This window comes from Sphingobium sp. SA2 (genome assembly GCF_032227065.1).
GTDB lineage: Bacteria > Pseudomonadota > Alphaproteobacteria > Sphingomonadales > Sphingomonadaceae > Sphingobium.
The window spans coordinates 3,106,865-3,123,091 of the sequence record NZ_JAPMXX010000006.1 but is presented as its reverse complement, the minus strand read 5'-3'; the positions used below and the strand labels follow the sequence as shown (position 1 = coordinate 3,123,091).

Sequence of the window (16,227 nt, the reverse complement as noted above, 5' to 3'; positions counted from 1 at the left end):
GCAACGCCCCCCTTACGCCGCCGGATTTCAGGTGAGTTTAAGGATCATCTTGCCGTCGTTGGTGCCGTCGAAGAGGCGCATGAAGGCGGGGTAGGCGTTGTCTATGCCCTGTTCGATATGTTCGTCGAACACCAGCTTGCCCTCGCCGATCAGCGCGGCGATGGCCTGGCTGCCTTCGGGGAAGCGGTCGGCATAGCGGGCGATGAGGAAGCCGCGCATGGTGGCGGTCTTGACGATCAGCTGCCAGATGTTGCGCGCGCCGTGGGGATCGCCATTATATTCGGAGATGAGGCCGCACAGGAGGATCTGTGCGTCCTGGTTGATGTGGCGCAAGGCGGCGTCGAGGCAGGCGCCGCCGACATTTTCGAAGACATGATCGATGCCGTCCGGGCAGGCGCTGGCGATGGCATCGGCGAGTGCCGCTTCGTCCTTGCCGCGATAGTCGATCGCCGCGTCGAAGCCATAGCGATCGGTCAGCCGCGCGCATTTGGTCGCGCCCCCGGCGATGCCGACCACGCGCGCGCCGCGCAGCTTGGCGAGTTGCCCGACCATCGAGCCGACCGCGCCCGCCGCACCGCTGACCAGCACGGTCTGGCCGGGACGGGGCTGCATCGCGTCGCTGACACCGAACCAGGCGGTGAGACCGACCGCGCCCATGGCGGAGAGGTAACTGGTAACCGACGGGGCCGCCGACACGTCGATCGGGTGCATGAAGTCATTGGGGGTGACGAGGCTAAATTCTTCAATCGCGTTCAGCCCCATGACCCAATCGCCGGGCTTGAAGCGATCGACCCCGCTCGCCTCGACCGTGCCAATGGTGGAGGCGCGGACGGGATCGCCGATCGCGATGGGGGGCAGATAGCTTGGCGCATCGTCAAGCCAGCCACGGATCGCGGGGTCCAGCGAGGCATAATGGTTGCGGATGAGGATTTCGCCGGGGCCGGGGGTGGGGACCGGGCTGTCCTCCAGCCGAAAGTCGCTTTCGCGCGGCGAGCCGTCGGGGCGGGAGACGAGGAGGAAACGGCGATTGACGGAGGCGGTCATGATGCGGTGTTTCCCCAGAGGCTATGGACGGGATCGGACGGTCCCTGCGCGCCGCGCAGGAAACCGGCATAAAGGTCGTCGCCGCCACCGGCGGGCTGGCGGACGACCCAGTCGCACACGAAGCGCCTTTCGATGAATTGCCAGGTGCCGTTGGTGCGGACGAAGCGGTCGAGATAGCGGCCGCCGGTCAGCATATGGATGGGTTCGCCCTCTTGCCCGCGCGGGGTGGCGAGCGCGGTGACATAGGTTTCGCCCTTTGCGCTGTCGCCATCGACCTCCACCCATTGATGCGCATTGGCGTGGCTGGTCTGGGTAAAGACGGTGCGGACGATGGCGCAGATTTCGCGGGCGAAATCCTGGCCGCTGCCGTTGAAGGGGCCGCTTTCGACATGGCTGTCGGCATGAAAGAGCGAACCCAGCAACGCCGCATCGGCACGATCGACGCCCCGGCAATAAGCGGCGGTCAGGTCGGCAATCTGCTGCTTCGCGACGAGGGCGTCGATCAGCGCGGGATCAGTCATGGATGCCGCAGACGTCGTTCAGTTTCTCATGGAACATCTGCACCCGCTTTTCCTGATTGGGCAGGATGCCGCCGGTAAAGCCGCGCGAATGGAGCCCGAGTTGCTGGCCGATCGCGACGCTCATATCCTGATCGGCGACATCGCCCAGCGACTTGGTGCCGAATTCGATCTTTTCACGCTCGACATGCTGGAAGGGGGTCGGCCCCATCGGTCCCATCACGACATCACTGCCGGGCATTGCATGCGCCATGAACCAATGGTCGAAGATGCAGCGTTCCGGGTCGGTCGGGTGCGGTTCGGAGCGCAATAGCTGGAACCCGTCCGGCCACATGGTGAAGGTGATGTTGGGGAAGAGCGTATAGTGGTGATAATCCACAATCTCGCTGTCGCCCATGGTCGCATAATGGGCATAGCCCTTTTCCGCGCCCAGCTTGCGCTTTTGCGCGAGGATGGCGTCGCGCGCCTGGCTGGCGCGGCCTTCATAATCCTTGGGGTCCAGCTCCCAATATTCGAGCGCCTGGGCGAGCGGCATTTCGAGGATGTCGGAGGTGGGATAGCGGCCCGATGGCTTGAGGCCGCGCATGATCATGCAATTATGGCCTTCGGGGTTCATCTCGAAGATGGTGCCTTCGAGCGCGTCATCGATCGACCCGGCGATTTGCGGGTGGAGATTAGGGAGGTGATAGCTTTCGTTGAAATTGTCGCGGATGATCTTCCAGTTGCAGGGCACGTCGGAACTGAGCGCCAGCACGCGCGTCATCTTGCCCATCTGCCATTGTTCGAGCTGTTCGCCCGCTGCGCCCAGCCATGTCTTGAGCGGCGCGGCATCGCGATCCATGGTGAACCAGACGAAGCCGCCCCAGACGGTGCAGGGAATTTCCTCCAGCTTCACCTTGCCGCAGGGGGAGCCGCCGGGAAAATCATCGGGGTCTTGGACATGGGCGAGCGTGCCGTCGGGCGCATATTTCCAGCCATGATAGCCGCAGGTGAGAAAGGGCGATCCGCCAACTTCGGTCCAGGCGAGGCGATAGCCGCGATGCTTGCAGGCATTGTAGAAGGCTTTGACCGATCCATCCTCCTGACAGAGCATGACGACTGATTCCCGGCCGATATTATGGGTCAGGAAGTCGCCCGCTTCCTCAAGGTCGGCGGCCATGCCGCCGATATGCCAGGCCTTGGTCCAGACATGCGCCCATTCAGCGTCCGCCCAGCGTTTTTCATGATAGCGTTCGCCCGTGATACGGTCACCGCGCACGGGCGGATCATAGGCGGCAATGGCGCGGCCCAGGAAAGACTCGATGGTCATGATACCCTCTCGCTATTTTTTAGTTGAACGATCGACTAAATTTACTCCGATCGGTTGCTGCCTGTCAATATCTTCGCCATAGCTGTCCGATGGGCAGGAAAGCGTTGAAACTAGCGGAAACGACAGGTGGGCCGGAGGGGGCGGCGGCGCCGAAACTCGATCGGCGGCGGGCACCGGACACGGCGGCCAGGATATTGGACGCGGCGGAGTCGCTCTTTTCGATCCGGGGCTATCATGGTGTGTCGCTGCGCGACATTGCGACGCAGGCCGGGGTGCAGGTGGCGCTGACCCATTATCATTTCGGGTCGAAGGAAGATTTGTTCGGCGCGGTGATCGACCGGCGGGCCGACGCCCATGTGGCGGGCATGGCGGACGCGCTGGTGCAGGCGCGGCAGGTTGCGGGCGATCAGGCGACCCGCCGCCGCGCGATCATCCGCGCCTTCATCACGCCGATCGTCGACCGATCGATGCGCGGCGGGGCGGGGTGGAAAAATTATATCCGGCTGATGGCGCTGGTGGCGAACATGCCGCAGCAAGAGGCGTTCATATCGCCGTTTCGCCAGCATTTCGACGATGTGATCGCCGCCTATGTCGAGGCATTGCGCGCGCTGCACCCGGAGATGGACGAGGGCGATGTGCAGTGGGGCTTCTTTTTCTTCCAGGCGATGATCACGCATATCCTGGCCGAAAGCGGGATGCTGGATCGCCAGTCGGGCGGGCGGTTCAGCTCCAGTGATCTGGACGCGATGGTCGAGCGGATGGTGGATTTCGTCGGCGCGGGCTTCACCGGACTGGGACGGGTGGCCTAGCATAAAGCCGAGTTTGGCGCATCGCCCCGGCCCGTTACCTTGGCGCGTAAAATAGACGCGCGAAGGATGAGATGATGGGCAGGTTGAACGGCAAGACGGCATTGGTGGTCGGTGCAGCGGGCAAGGATAATATGGCGCAGGTCATCGCCCGCCGCCTGACCGCCGAAGGGGCGCGGGTTGCGGTGGCGGGGCGCAAGGCCGACGCGCTGTCCGCCTTTGCCGACGAGATTGGCGGGGTGGCCGTCGCCTGCGACATGACCGATCAGCAGAGCATAACAGCGGCGGTGTCCGATGCCGAAGCGGCACTGGGCGGGGTCGATATTGCGATCAACGCGACCGGCTGGGGGCTGCTCAAGCCGTTTCTAGAGACGACGCAGGCGGATCTGGACGCCATGTATGCGCTGCAACTGCGCGGGCCGTTCCAGTTTTTCCAGGCACTGATCCCGGCGATGGAGCGGCGCGGCGGCGGGTCGATCATCCAGATCAGTTCGGCGACCGCGACGATCATGTTCCACGACCATGCCGCCTATATGGCGACCAAGGCGGGGACCGACCATCTGGTCCGTACCGTCGCCAATGAATTTGGGAGCATGGGCATTCGCGCCAACAGCGTGTCGCCCGGCATCACTGAAACGCCGATGACAGCGGATGCGGCGGCGGTGCCAGGGTTGATGGATGCGTTTCGCAAGGGCTATCCGCTGGGCCGTTATGGCACGTCTGAGGATGTGGCCGAGGCGTGCGTGTTCCTGGCCAGTGACGCCTGTTTCATGACCGGGCAGAATTTGCAGGTGAATGGCGGGCTGACGCTGCGCGCCAATCCGACCAAGGCGGATATCGAGGCGTCAGTTGCCGCCGCGATGGCTGCCGCCGGGGCGTGACGCGGGATCGTTTGCCACCACTCTGCATGGCGTCGGGGATCATGCCCGACGCGACGCCGCTGCAATTGGTGGAGGCAGCGGCACGGGCCGGTTTCGATTATGGCGGCATGTGGTTCGAGGCGGCGGAGTGGACGGATGCGACGACGCGGCAGGTGAAGGCCGCGTTGCGCGACACGGGCCTGCCGCTGATCGACATCGAAGTGGTGTGGATCAAGCCGGGGCCGCCCGATCCCGATCATCTGCGGCTGGTCGATGTGGGGATGGAACTGGGCGCGCGGAATGTGTTGTGCGTCAGCAGCGATCCCGACGATGCGGCGACGCGCGACAAGCTGGCGATATTGGCCGAGCGGGCGGGCGATGCGATCCGCATCAATCTGGAATTCGGCATTTTTACCGAGGTCAGGACGATCGGGCAGGCGAGCGCGATCCTGCGTGCGATCGATCATCCGGCGATGGGGCTGTTGATCGACGCGCTGCATTGGCGGCGGTCGGGCGGGACGGTGGCGGAGGTGGCCGCGGTGCCGCCTGCGTGGCTGAGCTATGTCCAATTATGCGACGCGCCCAACCCCGGCGCGGACCCGGCCGACGCGGACGCGATCCTGACCGAGGCGATCGACGGGCGCGTGGCGCTGGGCGCGGGGGGATTGCCGGTCGGGGCGCTGCTGGAGGCGATGCCGCGGGGGCTGCCAGTGGCTGTCGAGGAACGGTCGATCGCGTTGCGGGAGGGGTGGCCGGACCTTAACGAACGGGCGGCGCGGATGTTGGCGACGACGCGGGCTTGGATGGCGGGGCGGTAGCGAACCGGGCTGGCTTCCCGGTCCGTTCGCCCTGAGCCTGTCGAAGGGTTTCCCTTCTTGAAGAAAGGAAGAGGCTTCGACAGGCTCAGCCTGAACGGTGTTTTTTGGCGCCTACCCAACCAGCAGCGTCGGTTCCTCAATCAATCCCTTGAGCGTGCGCATGAAGTCCGCACCCACTGCGCCGTCGATTGCGCGGTGGTCGCAAGAGAGGGAGAACTGGACGATGGTGGCGAAGGCCAGCGCGTTGCCGATTTCGATCGGTTGGCGGTTGCCAGCGCCTACGGCCAGGATCGCGCCCTGCGGCGGGTTGATGATCGCATCGAACTGGTCGATGCCGAACATGCCGAGGTTGCTGATCGAAAAGCTGCCGCCCTGGAATTCGTCGGGTTGCAGCTTACCGGTGCGGGCCTTGTCGGCCAGCGCCTTTACCGTGCGCGAAATGGCGGCGACGGAGAGGGTATCGGCGCCTTTCACGATCGGGGTGATGAGGCCCTTGTCGGTCGCGACGGCGACGGCGATGTCGGCGCTGGCGAAGCGATGGATTTCATCGCCATGGACCTGCACATTGACATCGGGATGTCGGGCGAGCGCCAGGGCGCAGGCGCGCACGAGATAGTCGTTGATGCTGGGCGCTTCGCCGGTCGCCGCCTTTGCTTGTGCGCGCAGGCCCAGGATTGCGTCAATCCTGACGCCCGAACGCAGGTAGAAATGCGGGATGGTCGATTTGCTGTGGCTGAGCGCTTTGGCAATCGCCTTGCGCATGGGCGACATTTTGACGACCTCTGCGCTGCCAGCGGGTGGCCGGGCAAAGTCGGCGGGGGCCGGGGCTTGGGCGGCATGCGCAGCGGCGGGGGCTTCGACCGGCTTGACCTTGGCCAGCACGTCCGCCTTGCCGATCCGGCCCTTGGGGCCTGTGCCGGTCAGACCATGGAGGTCCACGCCATGTTGCACCGCGAGGCGCTTGGCGAGCGGGCTGGCGAAAACCTCGCCCAATTCGTTGCCGACGGGCGTCAGGTCCACCGCCGCGCCGCCGCCGATCGCGACCGGGGGCAGGCTGGCCTGCTGCACGTCCTGGAAGGTCAGGCGACCATTGGGACCGGAGCCGGTGAGCGCGGTGATGTCCACGCCATTCGCCTGCGCAAAGGCGCGGGCAGCGGGGCTGATATTCGCGTCGTCGGCGATAGCGACCTGTGGTGCCGGTGCCGGTGCCGGTGCTGGTTCCGGTTCCGGCGTAGCGGGCGGTGGCGGGGCTGCGCCAGCCTTGGACGCGACCTTGGTGTCGGCGGGCTTGAACCCGGCGACGAAGGCATCGACCTCGTCGGCGCTGACCTTGTCGTCCGGCCCCGCCAGCACGGCGATCAGTTCACCGACGGCATAGGCGCTGCCCTGCTGGGCGATGAGGCGCGGGAACATCCCGTCGGCCTCGGCCTCGATTTCGTTGGTAATTTTGTCGGTTTCGATGAGGGCGAGCAGGTCGCCCTTCTTGAACGGCACGCCTTCGGCGACCATCCATTCGGCAACGACGCCTTCAGTCATTTCTATGCCCCATTTGGGCATCGCATATGCGCGCAGAGTGGCCATGATATGCTTATCCCCGCCGATAGGATAGGAGTTGCACCGCCGCCGCCACGATCTTGTCGGGCGAGGGCAGATAGGCGGATTCAAGTTCCCGTGCGAAGGGAACGGGGCTGTGCGGCGGCGTCACCATCTCGATCGGTGCCTTGAGCGAGGCGAAGGCCTTTTGCGCCACCAGCGCCGACAGGTCGGTCGCAAAGGAGCAGCGCGGCGGGGCTTCATCGACGATCAGCAGGCGGCCGGTACGCTCGACGCTGTCGAGGATCGCCTCGACATCCAGCGGGCTGGTGGTGCGCAGGTCGAGCAGGTCGCAACCGATGCCGTCCTGGGCCAACTGGGCCGCCGCCTTTTCGGCAAAGCCAACCATCATGCCGGTGGCGAGGATGGTGATGTCGTCGCCCTGCGTCACATGCCGGGCATGGCCGAAGGGGATAGTATAGTCGCCATCGGGCACTTCCCCCTGTTCCTGCTAATTAGAGAAGTCACTATCTGAGCCATATAGAAATGTCACAGGCTTGAGGACAGCAGGGGCTGCGTGGAGCCCTCGGGATAGCGCAGCGCAGACCCTGCTGATGCGCTGACCACGGGCTGGTGGACCATGGACCCGCTGCGTGAGCAGTGGGCGCGGTCATGTCCTCTGCACGAACCTGAGCGTGCCGCGTTCGCGCAACTCTGCGTCGCTCAGCCTGGGACCGCGCTTGAGCTTTGACCCACCCAGTTTGCGGCGATCGATCTTCGCGGGCGGTTCTGGCTCGGGGAACATATGCATGGGCTGGTCGCGGCGGGCAGGGGCGTCATTATTGCGTTTACGGTGATGCGGCATGATCGCTTGCATCTGTCTGGCCAACATCAGCGCCGCGTCGAGATGCTTGTTCTCGACAATGGCAGGTTGGTTCACCTGCCGCATCTTGTCGAACTGACGATAGGGCAGGACATGGCCCTCATGCTCGATCTCCAGCCTGCCGTCGGGATATTCACAGACCGTCACCCGCTTGCGCGCCAGTTTTTTGCTGACATCGTTCGGTTCCAGAATGAACATCGCCTTGTTGTAATGCAGCGTCAGTGCAGCCGTCACGGTCCGCTGCTCCCGCCAGACCATGATCGAGCACAGATCGTCATGTGGGGCGAGGGGGCGGTGCAGATCGCGGGCATGGAAGGCGGGTCGGGCGAACCGCTCGTTGTGCCTGGTCCTATAGCTGTCGAGGAAGGTGTTGGCGTCCTCGATCGATGAGATGCCTTCCAGGCGCATCGCTTTGACCAGGCGATCCTGCAAGGTGGCATTGGCCCGTTCGACCCGGCCCTTGGCCTGCGGCGAGTTGGCGCAGATGATCTCGATGTTCAGAGCATCCAGCGCGCGACCAAAATGCGTCATGCCATCCCCGCGCGCTGCGCTGGCTTTGGCATTGCGGAAAACACTGTGCTTGTCGGAATAGAACGCCACCGGCTTGCCATGTCGCTCTATATATTGGCGCGTCGCCTCCATATAGGCGAAGGTGCTCTCGCTCTCGACCATCTGGAGGTGCATCAGCTCGCTGGTAGCGTCGTCAATATAGACCAGCAGAGTACATTGTGGGCCGCGGTCTTCGAACCACCAATGTTTTGAGCCGTCGATCTGGATCAGCTCACCCCGGCAGTCCCGCCGATAACGCGGTTGATACGGGCGAGGGCGACGGGCGTCACGGTCCTTCCAGAATCCGGCCTGAATCATCCACTTGCGTAAAGTCTCGTGCGAAATCGTGATCTGGTGCCGCTCGGCGAGATATTCGGTCGCCAGCGTCGGACCGAAATCATGATAGTGCTGGCGCACCAGGTCGAGAACGCGTGTGCGAAGGTCCTCCTTGAAGGCGCGGTTGCTAGGGCGGCCGCGCTTCCAAGACACAAGTGCTTCAGGGCCGTCTGTATGTAATCGGTCGAGCAACCGGTACACCTGGCGGCGACATACCCCAAGCAGCATCGCTGCATCCTCGACCCTCAGTTCACCACGGTCGAAACGAAGCAGTGTATCGTACCGTGAAAGCTCGCCATGGCTCATTGCCACCACCGTCATAAGCGTGTCCTCCCGCATGCAGGAGAACATGCCACCGGAACCGCAAGACGTCCCGGTTGTGACATCTCTAAATTGCGGGGAGTGACATCTCTAAATTGCGCTTACACCCCCTTCACGCCATAAAGCGCCTTATGTTCAAGGAAGATCACCGGATCATCGTCGCGGATCGCCTGGGTCAATAGCCCCTTGGTATCGGCGGGGGTGGAGGGCATGACGACCTTCAGCCCCGGCATGGCGGTGACGAATTGATGGATCACCTGGCTATGCTGGGGTGCGGCGTTGAAGCCCGCGCCATAGGGCATGCGGATGACCAGCGGGCATTTCGACTTGCCGCCGAACATATAGCGGAACTTGGCCGCCTGGTTCCAGATCTGATCCATGCACACGCCGATAAAGTCGGCGAACATGATTTCGGCGATGGCGCGCTTGCCGGTCAGCGCCGCGCCCGACGCCGCGCCGATGATGGCGCTTTCCGAAATGGGCGTGTCGATGACGCGGTCAGAGCCATATTTGGCCCATAGCCCGCCCGATGTGCCCCATATGCCGCCGATCGCTTCGGGGCCGCCGGGTGCGCCATGGCCGCCGACGATATCCTCGCCCAGCATGATGACGCTGTCGTCCCGTTCCATTTCCGCATCGATCGTGTCGCGAATGACGTCGCGGATCATCTTGATAGCCATATGTCGATCCCTCTGGCGTCAGTAGCTGATATAGACGTCTTCCAGGACGTCGGCAGCGGTGGGGCGGGCGGCGGTCTGCGCTTCGGCAACCGCGCGGTCGATGAGGTCGGTGACTTCGGCATCGACCGCGTCGAGTTCGGCCCCGTCGAGCAGCTTGGCCTCGGTGACCCGCGTGCGGAAGGTCTTGAGGCAGTCGCGCTCTTCGCGGATGCGGTCAAGTTCGCCGGGGCCGCGATAGCGCTGCGGATCGCCCTCGAAATGGCCGTAGAAACGTTCGCAATCCAGCTCGATCGAGGCGGGGCCGTTGCCTGCCTTGCAATAGTCGATCAGCTCGCGCATCGCGTCATAGACGCTGAAGAAATCGATGCCGTTGGCCTTGATCGCTTTCATGCCAAAGGCAGCGGAACGGACGGTCATGCTTTCCGCGCCGACGGCATAGGCTTCGCCGGTATGTTCGGAATAATGGTTATTCTCGAACACGAAGATGACCGGCAGTTTCAGCACCACCGCCATGTTCATCGCTTCGAATGTCGTGCCTTGGTTGCACGCGCCATCGCCCGAAAAGGCGATCGAGACGGTGCCATTGCTCTTGGCGGTGATGCCAGCACCCACCGCGATCGGTGCGCCCGCGCCGACGATGCCGTTCGCGCCGAGCATGCCGACGCCAATGTCGGCGATGTGCATGGAGCCGCTCTTGCCCTTGCACAGGCCATCGCGCGAGCCATAGATTTCCTTCATCATCGCCATGACGTCGCAGCCCTTGGCGATGCAATGGCCATGGCCGCGATGGGTCGAGATGATATAGTCGGTCGGCCCCAGATGCTCGCACACGCCCACCGCGCAGGCCTCCTGGCCCGCATAGAGATGGGTGAAGCCGGCGATTTCGCCCAGCGCGATCTCATCGTGCAGACGCTCTTCGAACAGGCGGATCGTCTTCATCTGACGATAGGCCCGGATCAGTGCCTCGCGGCTCAATTGCATCTATCTTCTCCTGGTCGATCGACTCCGGTGGCGGTCACAGCCCCAGCACCGTTTTGGCTATGATATTGCGTTGAACCTCATTGGTCCCGCCAAAGATGGTCCAGGCGCGCGAATTAAGATAGCGCGGCGCGGCAAGTTGCGCGGGCTTGCCATGGAGCGCGGGCGGCGCCTGATTGCCGTAGAGCGGCCGCTGTTCCTCCAGCGCGATGCCGGCATAGCCGTACAGTTGGACCGCGAGGCCATCGACCTGCTGGCGCAGGGTGGAGGCGACCAGCTTGGACAGCGAGGTTTGCGGACCCGGCGGCAAGCCCTTGGCCATTTCGGCCAGCACCCGCATTTCGGTCATTTCGAGCGCCTGCGCCTCCAGCTCGGCGCGGGCAAGGCGGGCCATGTAGAGGGGATCATCGGCCATGCAGCCGCCCTTGCCGTCGGGTTCCGTCAGGGCGGCGGTGCGCAGCTTGGCGATGTCCGACAGCAATTTGGGGGCGTGGCAGGCACCACCGCGCTCATTTTCGAGCAGGAATTTGGCAATGGTCCAGCCTTGGCCTTCCTCGCCCACCAGATGGTCGAGCGGGGTGGTGGCATCGTCGAGATAGACTTCGTTCACCTCATGATCGCCCGCCAGCCCCATGATCGGCCGCACTTCGATGCCGGGCTGGGCCATGTCGATCAGCAGGAAGCTGATCGCGCGCTGCGGCTTGGCGGTGGGATCGGTCTTGGCGAGGCAGAAGATGTGCGAGGCGTGATGGGCGTGGGTGGTCCACAGCTTGCGGCCGTTGACGACATAATGGCCATCCTTGCGGTCGGCGCGCGTCTTGAGGCTGGCGAGGTCGGAGCCGGAGCCGGGCTCGGAAAAGCCCTGGCACCAGAAATCCGTGCCATCCAAGATACGGGGCAGGAAATAGGCCTTCTGTTCCTCGGTGCCGAAATGGCAGATGACCGGGCCGAGCAGCTTGAGGCTCAGCACCGGCAGGCTGGGCGCGTCGGCGAGCGCGCATTCCTTTTCGAAAATATAGCGCTGAATCGGCGTCCAGCCGGTGCCGCCGCAGTCGGTCGGCCAATTATAGGCAAGCCAGCCCTTGGCGCGCAGGATCGCCTGCCACTCGCCGCCAATGTCGGGTTCCACGAACACGCCCGGCGTCGCGCGCATGCCTTCGCGCAGATGCTGGGGCAGATTGTCGTCGAGGAAGCGGCGGACTTCGGCGCGGAAGGCCTGATCCTGAGGAGAGAAATCAAGGTCCATCTTATCGTTCCAAAATGGTCACGCCGGAAATGCCGGGCGCGCCGTAGACATGGGAATAGGCCGTGCGCGGATCGCCGGGCACTTGCCGCCCGCCGCCAAGCCCGCGCAGTTGCAGCGCATTTTCATAGACCTGGCGCAGGCCCGACGCGCCGATCGGCTCGCCACAGGCGAGGCACCCGCCATCGGTGTTGACGGGCAGGCGGCCGTCGACATTGGTCCAGCCATTGGCCAGCCATTCTTCCTGATCGCCATCGGCGCAAAAGCCGTTTTCGGCCATGTGCATGATTTCCGCGCCGGACTCGGTGTCCTGCAACTGGGCGAGGTCGATATCCTCAGGGCCAATGCCTGCCATCTCATAGGCAGCCTTGCTGGCGAGCAGGGTCGGTGCGCCGCCGCGTTCTATGTCCATCGACGGGGCGAAGACCTCGAACGATCCGGGCGGGCGGGTGCGGATGACCGCCGCCTTGATCCGCACCTGATCGCGGCCGAGTTCGCGCGCCTTCTTGGCGCTGGCCAGCACCAGCGCGACGCCGCCTTCGGCGGGCGAGCAGAACATATATTTGGTCAGCGGGTCGCTGATCATCGGGGCGTTGAGGATGGTGTCGAGATCGACCGGCGACCGTCGCCAGGCGTGGTCGGCATGGACCGCGTTGCGAAACGCCTTTTCCGCGACCCGGCCGAGCGACGTCGGGCTGATGCCGTGCAGCGCCATATAGCGTTGCAGCTTCATCGCGAAGAATTGCGTGGTGACCATGAAGCCCGCTTCGCCATACCATTCCGGCAGGCTATATTCAGCGGGCATGGCGTTGAACGCGCCGCGCGGATGCTTGTCGAAGCCGATGGCGATGCCGACATCATGCGCGCCCGACGCGATCGCCTGCCAGGAACCGATCAGCGCCGATCCGCCGGTAGCGCAGCCATTTTTGACATTGATGAAGGGCAGCCCGGTCAGGCCAAGCTCGTTGACGATCGTGTCGGCATTGCCCGCCGAATCCGATCCGCCGAAACCGAACTCCATGTCGGGCCACTCAAGGCCAGCGTCGGCCATGGCGGCGCGGGCGGCATTGGCCCCTTGTTGCAGGCCGCTCAAGCCTTCGGTGCGGCCAAAGGGGTGGATACCGATCCCGACGATATAGACGTCCTGCATCGATCAGGCCTCCGTGACGGGGGTAAAGGCGTAGAGGCGGATCGCATCGCCATTGGCGGCGGTGGCGAAGTCGGTCGTGACCAGGTCCATCGCCATGCCGATCGTCAGGCTATCGAAGTCCGCGCCCACGATCTGCGTTTCCACGATCGTCGCACCCGGCAGTTCGACATAGCCGATGGCGAAGGGAGTGAATGCTTCCGGCCCGATATAGGGCGGCGATTTGGGGCGGAAGCGCTGGACCGTCCAGGACCAGAGCGTGCCCCGGCGCGGCAGGTCGATCGGCTCCCAGCGCGCGGCATCGTCCGGGCAGGGAAAGACGATCCGCCCCGTATCCCGGTGCCGCCCGCCGATCAGGGTCGGTTCGGGCGTTTCCCGAAACAGTCCCTGCGCTATCGCTGATGCGCCCAACGTCTAAGCCCTCTCATTCTTGTGTGGGGCCACTATGGGAAGCGGAACGGGCGAAGGCTTCTGTAAGAAAGCATAGGTTGGCAGCGTCGTTGGACGCGCGGGCACAAAAAAAAAGGCCAGCCGGTCGCCCGGCTGGCCGCACACTTTCTCAGGGGGAGAAACTTTATTTCGCGGCGGCCGACGCCTGCGTTTCATGCGGCAGATGCGGGACCATGACGGCGGCGACATTGCCGAGATAGCCAAGCTGCGTCGCCTTGAACACGGTCTGGCTGCGGTTGACGGCCTCCAGCTTGATCGCGGCATTGTGGATATGGAAGCGCACGGTGGCGCAGCTGCGGCTGAGGATCATCGCAATTTCGGCGTCCGTCTTGCCCACCGCCGCCCAGCGCAGACATTCCACTTCGCGCTTGGAGAGGCGGCAATTTTTGGGAATCCAGGGGCGCTGGCTGCTGACGCGGGTATAGCCGTTGACGAAGCGGCGGGCATGATATTCGAGCTGGTCGCTATAGAGGTCGAACTCGCGCGACAGGTCGTCGCGCTTGTCGTTGATCGGCGAAAAGCTGATCGCCGCGATCTGACCAAAGGACATATGCACCGGCACGACGATCACGGCCTTGGCATTCACTTCGCCTTCGAAGAGGCTGAGGTCAATCTGGTCGAGCAGCGGATTGGGCGCGCGGGTATGGATGCCATGGGCATTGGCCCAGAAGGGTTCATTTTCGTAGCGGCAGGCGAAGGGCAGGGGCGAACTGAGCGCGAGTAGCGGCTTTTGCCACCATTGTTCCTTGGTCGAGGGCCAGCCGAACACGGCGCTGGCCAGCACTTCGCCTTCCGCGTCGGTCATCGGCGATCGCGAAGCGATATTGGCGCAGGCCGCGACGCGGAAATTGCCCAGGTCGCGGGCAATATCGCGCAACGCCTCCGCCGCCGGCCTTATGTCGGCGGGCGCGAAAATAGCGGTTGGAACCTGCCTGCCCGAACGGAAATCGGTCGCCACTTTTGCGGCTTGTCCGGCATCCTTGCGGGGGGCGACGAGCGTGTCACCTGATCTCTCCATGGGCCAGATGCTATTATGGGCAGGGGGTGCGGGCAAGCGACAAAAACCTATGACTAGCGTTAGGTTTTCGGGGCGCAGCGTGCCCATGGTGAAACTAGCGGAATATCCAGTCCACGCCCTGCCCGCTGCCCGTGCATAAATGCGTCATGAAACAGCAACAGCCGGACGGCGCAGCGCGCGGTCCAGCCATGACAATCCGGGGGATGGTGGCTTGAATTTCGATCTCAGCGATGAGCAGGCCATGCTTCGCGACCTTGTGCAACGGTTCGGGGCGGACCGCTATGACGCGGCCAAGCGGCTGGCCTATTTGCGTGAACCGCGCGGCTTTGCCGACGCCAATTGGGCGATGTTGGCCGAAACGGGCCTGCTGGCGTTCGCGCTGCCCGAAGAGGCGGGTGGCTTTGGCGGTTCGCCGGTGGACATCATCACGGTGATGGAAGCGCTGGGGCGCTTCGTTGCGGTGGAGCCGGTGCTGCCCGCGCTGATCCTGAGCGCGGGGCTGGTGGCGGCGGCTGGCACGCAGGACCAGAAGGATGCGCTGCTGCCCGCTATCGTCGGCGGCGAAGCGATCGTCGCGCTGGCGCTGTTCGAGACGCAGGCGCGCTTTGGCCTGGACCGATTGCGGACGCGGGTGACCGGCGGCCGCATCAGCGGGATCAAGCAGATGGTGCTGGGCGGCGGCCATGCCGATCGGTTCATCGTCGCCGCGCGCGCAGGCGACGGCGCACCGCTGACGCTGCATCTGGTCGAGGCGGGCGCGCCGGGGGTCAGCATCGACCCCTATCGGCTGGTCGATGGCTCGCATGCCGCCGATGTTCGCTTTGCCGATACGCCCGCAGAACCGATGGCGGGTGGCGAGGCGGAACTGGCAGGCGTGATGGATCAGGCACGGCTGGCGGTCAGCGCCGAACTGCTCGGCCTCATGGAAATGATGTTCGCCGCGACGCTCGACTATCTCAAGACGCGGCAGCAATTCGGCCAGGCGCTCGGTAGTTTCCAGGCGTTGCAGCACCGCATGGCCGATTGCTATGCGCGGCTCGAACTCAGCCGGTCGCAACTCTATCGCGCGGCGGGGGCTGGCGCGGACGGGCGGGCGGCAGCGATCATCGGCGCCAAGGCCTATATCGCCCAGAGCGCGGTGCATATCGGCGAAGAATCGGTGCAATTGCATGGCGGCATCGGCACGACCGAGGAATTATTGGTGGGTCAGGCGTTCAAGCGGGTGATGGCGCTTGTCACGCTGCTTGGCGATGTGGATCATGACATGGACGCCTATAGGACGATGACGACCAAGGCCGCACGAGAGGATCAGGCGCGCGCATGACGGAAAGCTATCATCGGGTGGTCGAGGCCAGCGCGATCGAGGAGCGGGCGATGATGCCCTTCATCGTCAATGGCTGGCCGGTGCTGCTCTGCAAGGATGAGGGGCAGGTCCATGCCCTCATCAACCGGTGCAGCCACGCCGCCGCACAACTGGCACCGGGCGGCCGCGTGCGGCGCGGTGCAGTGATGTGCCCGCTGCACGGCGCACGGTTCAAGCTCGACAATGGCGAATGTCTGGGCGGGGCGGGTTACAAGGCGCTCAAACTCTACCCATGGCGCGAGAGCGCCGACGGATGGATCGAGGTGGCGGTACCGGACGAAGCGCCGGGCGCCGAGCATCTGCCGGTCAAGCCGTTGGGGTGAAGCGGGGGGCTAAATCCTCCCCTGTAAGGGGAGGGGGACCACGAAGTG

The 16,227-nt window shown here is 64.1% G+C and carries 15 protein-coding genes and 2 pseudogenes; 5 read left to right on the top strand and 12 right to left on the bottom strand.

The window, feature by feature from the left end:
- Positions 1-27: 27 nt before the first annotated feature.
- Genes OVY48_RS22760 through OVY48_RS22750 form a run of 3 tightly spaced genes read right to left on the bottom strand, consistent with a single transcriptional unit; the run spans position 28 to position 2,871 of the window.
- A complete protein-coding gene (locus OVY48_RS22760; protein ID WP_313924571.1) occupies positions 28-1,044 on the bottom strand; it encodes an NADP-dependent oxidoreductase in 1,017 nt (338 codons plus the stop codon).
- Complete coding sequence (locus OVY48_RS22755) at positions 1,041-1,565, bottom strand: nuclear transport factor 2 family protein (RefSeq protein WP_313924570.1); 525 nt, start codon at positions 1,563-1,565, stop codon at positions 1,041-1,043. The genes OVY48_RS22760 and OVY48_RS22755 overlap by 4 nt, the downstream gene beginning before the upstream one ends.
- A complete protein-coding gene (locus OVY48_RS22750; RefSeq protein WP_313924569.1) occupies positions 1,558-2,871 on the bottom strand; it encodes an aromatic ring-hydroxylating dioxygenase subunit alpha in 1,314 nt (437 codons plus the stop codon). The genes OVY48_RS22755 and OVY48_RS22750 overlap by 8 nt, the downstream gene beginning before the upstream one ends.
- A 104-nt stretch (positions 2,872-2,975) precedes the next feature.
- Here OVY48_RS22750 and OVY48_RS22745 point away from each other — a divergent pair, with 104 nt between their 5' ends.
- The 3 genes from OVY48_RS22745 to OVY48_RS22735 all read left to right on the top strand — a co-directional run bounded on the left by OVY48_RS22745 (position 2,976) and on the right by OVY48_RS22735 (position 5,355).
- A complete protein-coding gene (locus OVY48_RS22745) occupies positions 2,976-3,680 on the top strand; it encodes a TetR family transcriptional regulator (protein WP_313924568.1) in 705 nt (234 codons plus the stop codon).
- A 74-nt stretch (positions 3,681-3,754) separates the two neighbouring features.
- The gene (locus OVY48_RS22740) at positions 3,755-4,558 is read left to right on the top strand and encodes an SDR family oxidoreductase (RefSeq protein WP_313924883.1); all 804 of its coding nucleotides are present in this window, start codon (positions 3,755-3,757) and stop codon (positions 4,556-4,558) included.
- Between the two features lie 41 nt (positions 4,559-4,599).
- Positions 4,600-5,355: a TIM barrel protein gene (locus OVY48_RS22735; RefSeq protein WP_313924567.1), complete on the top strand. Its 756-nt coding sequence runs from the start codon at positions 4,600-4,602 to the stop codon at positions 5,353-5,355.
- Positions 5,356-5,466: 111 nt separating this feature from the next.
- Here OVY48_RS22735 and OVY48_RS22730 read toward each other — a convergent pair whose 3' ends face one another.
- From OVY48_RS22730 to OVY48_RS22690, 9 genes and pseudogenes are all read right to left on the bottom strand, one after another.
- The gene (locus OVY48_RS22730) at positions 5,467-6,936 is read right to left on the bottom strand and encodes a 2-oxo acid dehydrogenase subunit E2 (protein ID WP_313924566.1); all 1,470 of its coding nucleotides are present in this window, start codon (positions 6,934-6,936) and stop codon (positions 5,467-5,469) included.
- A 7-nt stretch (positions 6,937-6,943) separates the two neighbouring features.
- A pseudogene (locus OVY48_RS22725) lies at positions 6,944-7,390 on the bottom strand (transketolase C-terminal domain-containing protein); the annotation flags it as partial.
- 168 nt (positions 7,391-7,558) lie between these two features.
- Complete coding sequence (locus tag OVY48_RS22720; protein WP_313921885.1) at positions 7,559-8,977, bottom strand: ISNCY family transposase; 1,419 nt, start codon at positions 8,975-8,977, stop codon at positions 7,559-7,561.
- 107 nt (positions 8,978-9,084) lie between these two features.
- Positions 9,085-9,657, bottom strand: a pseudogene (locus tag OVY48_RS22715) (alpha-ketoacid dehydrogenase subunit beta); the annotation flags it as partial.
- Between the two features lie 18 nt (positions 9,658-9,675).
- A complete protein-coding gene (locus OVY48_RS22710; protein WP_069065020.1) occupies positions 9,676-10,638 on the bottom strand; it encodes a thiamine pyrophosphate-dependent dehydrogenase E1 component subunit alpha in 963 nt (320 codons plus the stop codon).
- A 34-nt stretch (positions 10,639-10,672) separates the two neighbouring features.
- On the bottom strand, positions 10,673-11,881 hold the full coding sequence (locus OVY48_RS22705) for an acyl-CoA dehydrogenase family protein (RefSeq protein WP_313924565.1): 1,209 nt from the start codon (positions 11,879-11,881) through the stop codon (positions 10,673-10,675).
- Position 11,882: 1 nt separating this feature from the next.
- The gene (locus OVY48_RS22700) at positions 11,883-13,028 is read right to left on the bottom strand and encodes a thiolase family protein (RefSeq protein WP_313924564.1); all 1,146 of its coding nucleotides are present in this window, start codon (positions 13,026-13,028) and stop codon (positions 11,883-11,885) included.
- Positions 13,029-13,031: 3 nt separating this feature from the next.
- Entirely contained in the window at positions 13,032-13,436 is a 405-nt protein-coding gene (locus tag OVY48_RS22695; RefSeq protein ID WP_313924563.1) for an OB-fold domain-containing protein, read from the bottom strand.
- Positions 13,437-13,599: 163 nt separating this feature from the next.
- Positions 13,600-14,493 carry a helix-turn-helix transcriptional regulator gene (locus OVY48_RS22690; protein ID WP_313924562.1) on the bottom strand — a complete coding sequence of 298 codons (894 nt, stop codon included), beginning with the start codon at positions 14,491-14,493 and terminating at the stop codon, positions 13,600-13,602.
- A 211-nt stretch (positions 14,494-14,704) separates the two neighbouring features.
- Between OVY48_RS22690 and OVY48_RS22685 the strand changes: the two genes are divergently transcribed.
- Together OVY48_RS22685 and OVY48_RS22680 are read left to right on the top strand one after the other, a co-directional pair.
- Positions 14,705-15,817 (top strand): acyl-CoA dehydrogenase, encoded by a 1,113-nt coding sequence (locus OVY48_RS22685; RefSeq protein WP_313924561.1) that lies wholly within the window; start codon positions 14,705-14,707, stop codon positions 15,815-15,817.
- A complete protein-coding gene (locus OVY48_RS22680; RefSeq protein WP_037476058.1) occupies positions 15,814-16,179 on the top strand; it encodes a Rieske (2Fe-2S) protein in 366 nt (121 codons plus the stop codon). The genes OVY48_RS22685 and OVY48_RS22680 overlap by 4 nt, the downstream gene beginning before the upstream one ends.
- Positions 16,180-16,227 lie beyond the last annotated feature (48 nt).

What these genes read in the sequence shown, in the direction of transcription:
- OVY48_RS22760 (WP_313924571.1), bottom strand. Translation starts at nt 1,044, where the DNA reads ATGACCGCCTCCGTCAATCGCCGTTTCCTCCTCGTCTCCCGCCCCGAC.
- OVY48_RS22755 (WP_313924570.1), bottom strand. Translation starts at nt 1,565, where the DNA reads ATGACTGATCCCGCGCTGATCGACGCCCTCGTCGCGAAGCAGCAGATT.
- OVY48_RS22750 (WP_313924569.1), bottom strand. Translation starts at nt 2,871, where the DNA reads ATGACCATCGAGTCTTTCCTGGGCCGCGCCATTGCCGCCTATGATCCG.
- OVY48_RS22740 (WP_313924883.1), top strand. Translation starts at nt 3,755, where the DNA reads ATGGGCAGGTTGAACGGCAAGACGGCATTGGTGGTCGGTGCAGCGGGC.
- OVY48_RS22735 (WP_313924567.1), top strand. Translation starts at nt 4,600, where the DNA reads ATGCCCGACGCGACGCCGCTGCAATTGGTGGAGGCAGCGGCACGGGCC.
- OVY48_RS22730 (WP_313924566.1), bottom strand. Translation starts at nt 6,936, where the DNA reads ATGGCCACTCTGCGCGCATATGCGATGCCCAAATGGGGCATAGAAATG.
- OVY48_RS22720 (WP_313921885.1), bottom strand. Translation starts at nt 8,977, where the DNA reads ATGACGGTGGTGGCAATGAGCCATGGCGAGCTTTCACGGTACGATACA.
- OVY48_RS22710 (WP_069065020.1), bottom strand. Translation starts at nt 10,638, where the DNA reads ATGCAATTGAGCCGCGAGGCACTGATCCGGGCCTATCGTCAGATGAAG.
- OVY48_RS22705 (WP_313924565.1), bottom strand. Translation starts at nt 11,881, where the DNA reads ATGGACCTTGATTTCTCTCCTCAGGATCAGGCCTTCCGCGCCGAAGTC.
- OVY48_RS22700 (WP_313924564.1), bottom strand. Translation starts at nt 13,028, where the DNA reads ATGCAGGACGTCTATATCGTCGGGATCGGTATCCACCCCTTTGGCCGC.
- OVY48_RS22690 (WP_313924562.1), bottom strand. Translation starts at nt 14,493, where the DNA reads ATGGAGAGATCAGGTGACACGCTCGTCGCCCCCCGCAAGGATGCCGGA.
- OVY48_RS22680 (WP_037476058.1), top strand. Translation starts at nt 15,814, where the DNA reads ATGACGGAAAGCTATCATCGGGTGGTCGAGGCCAGCGCGATCGAGGAG.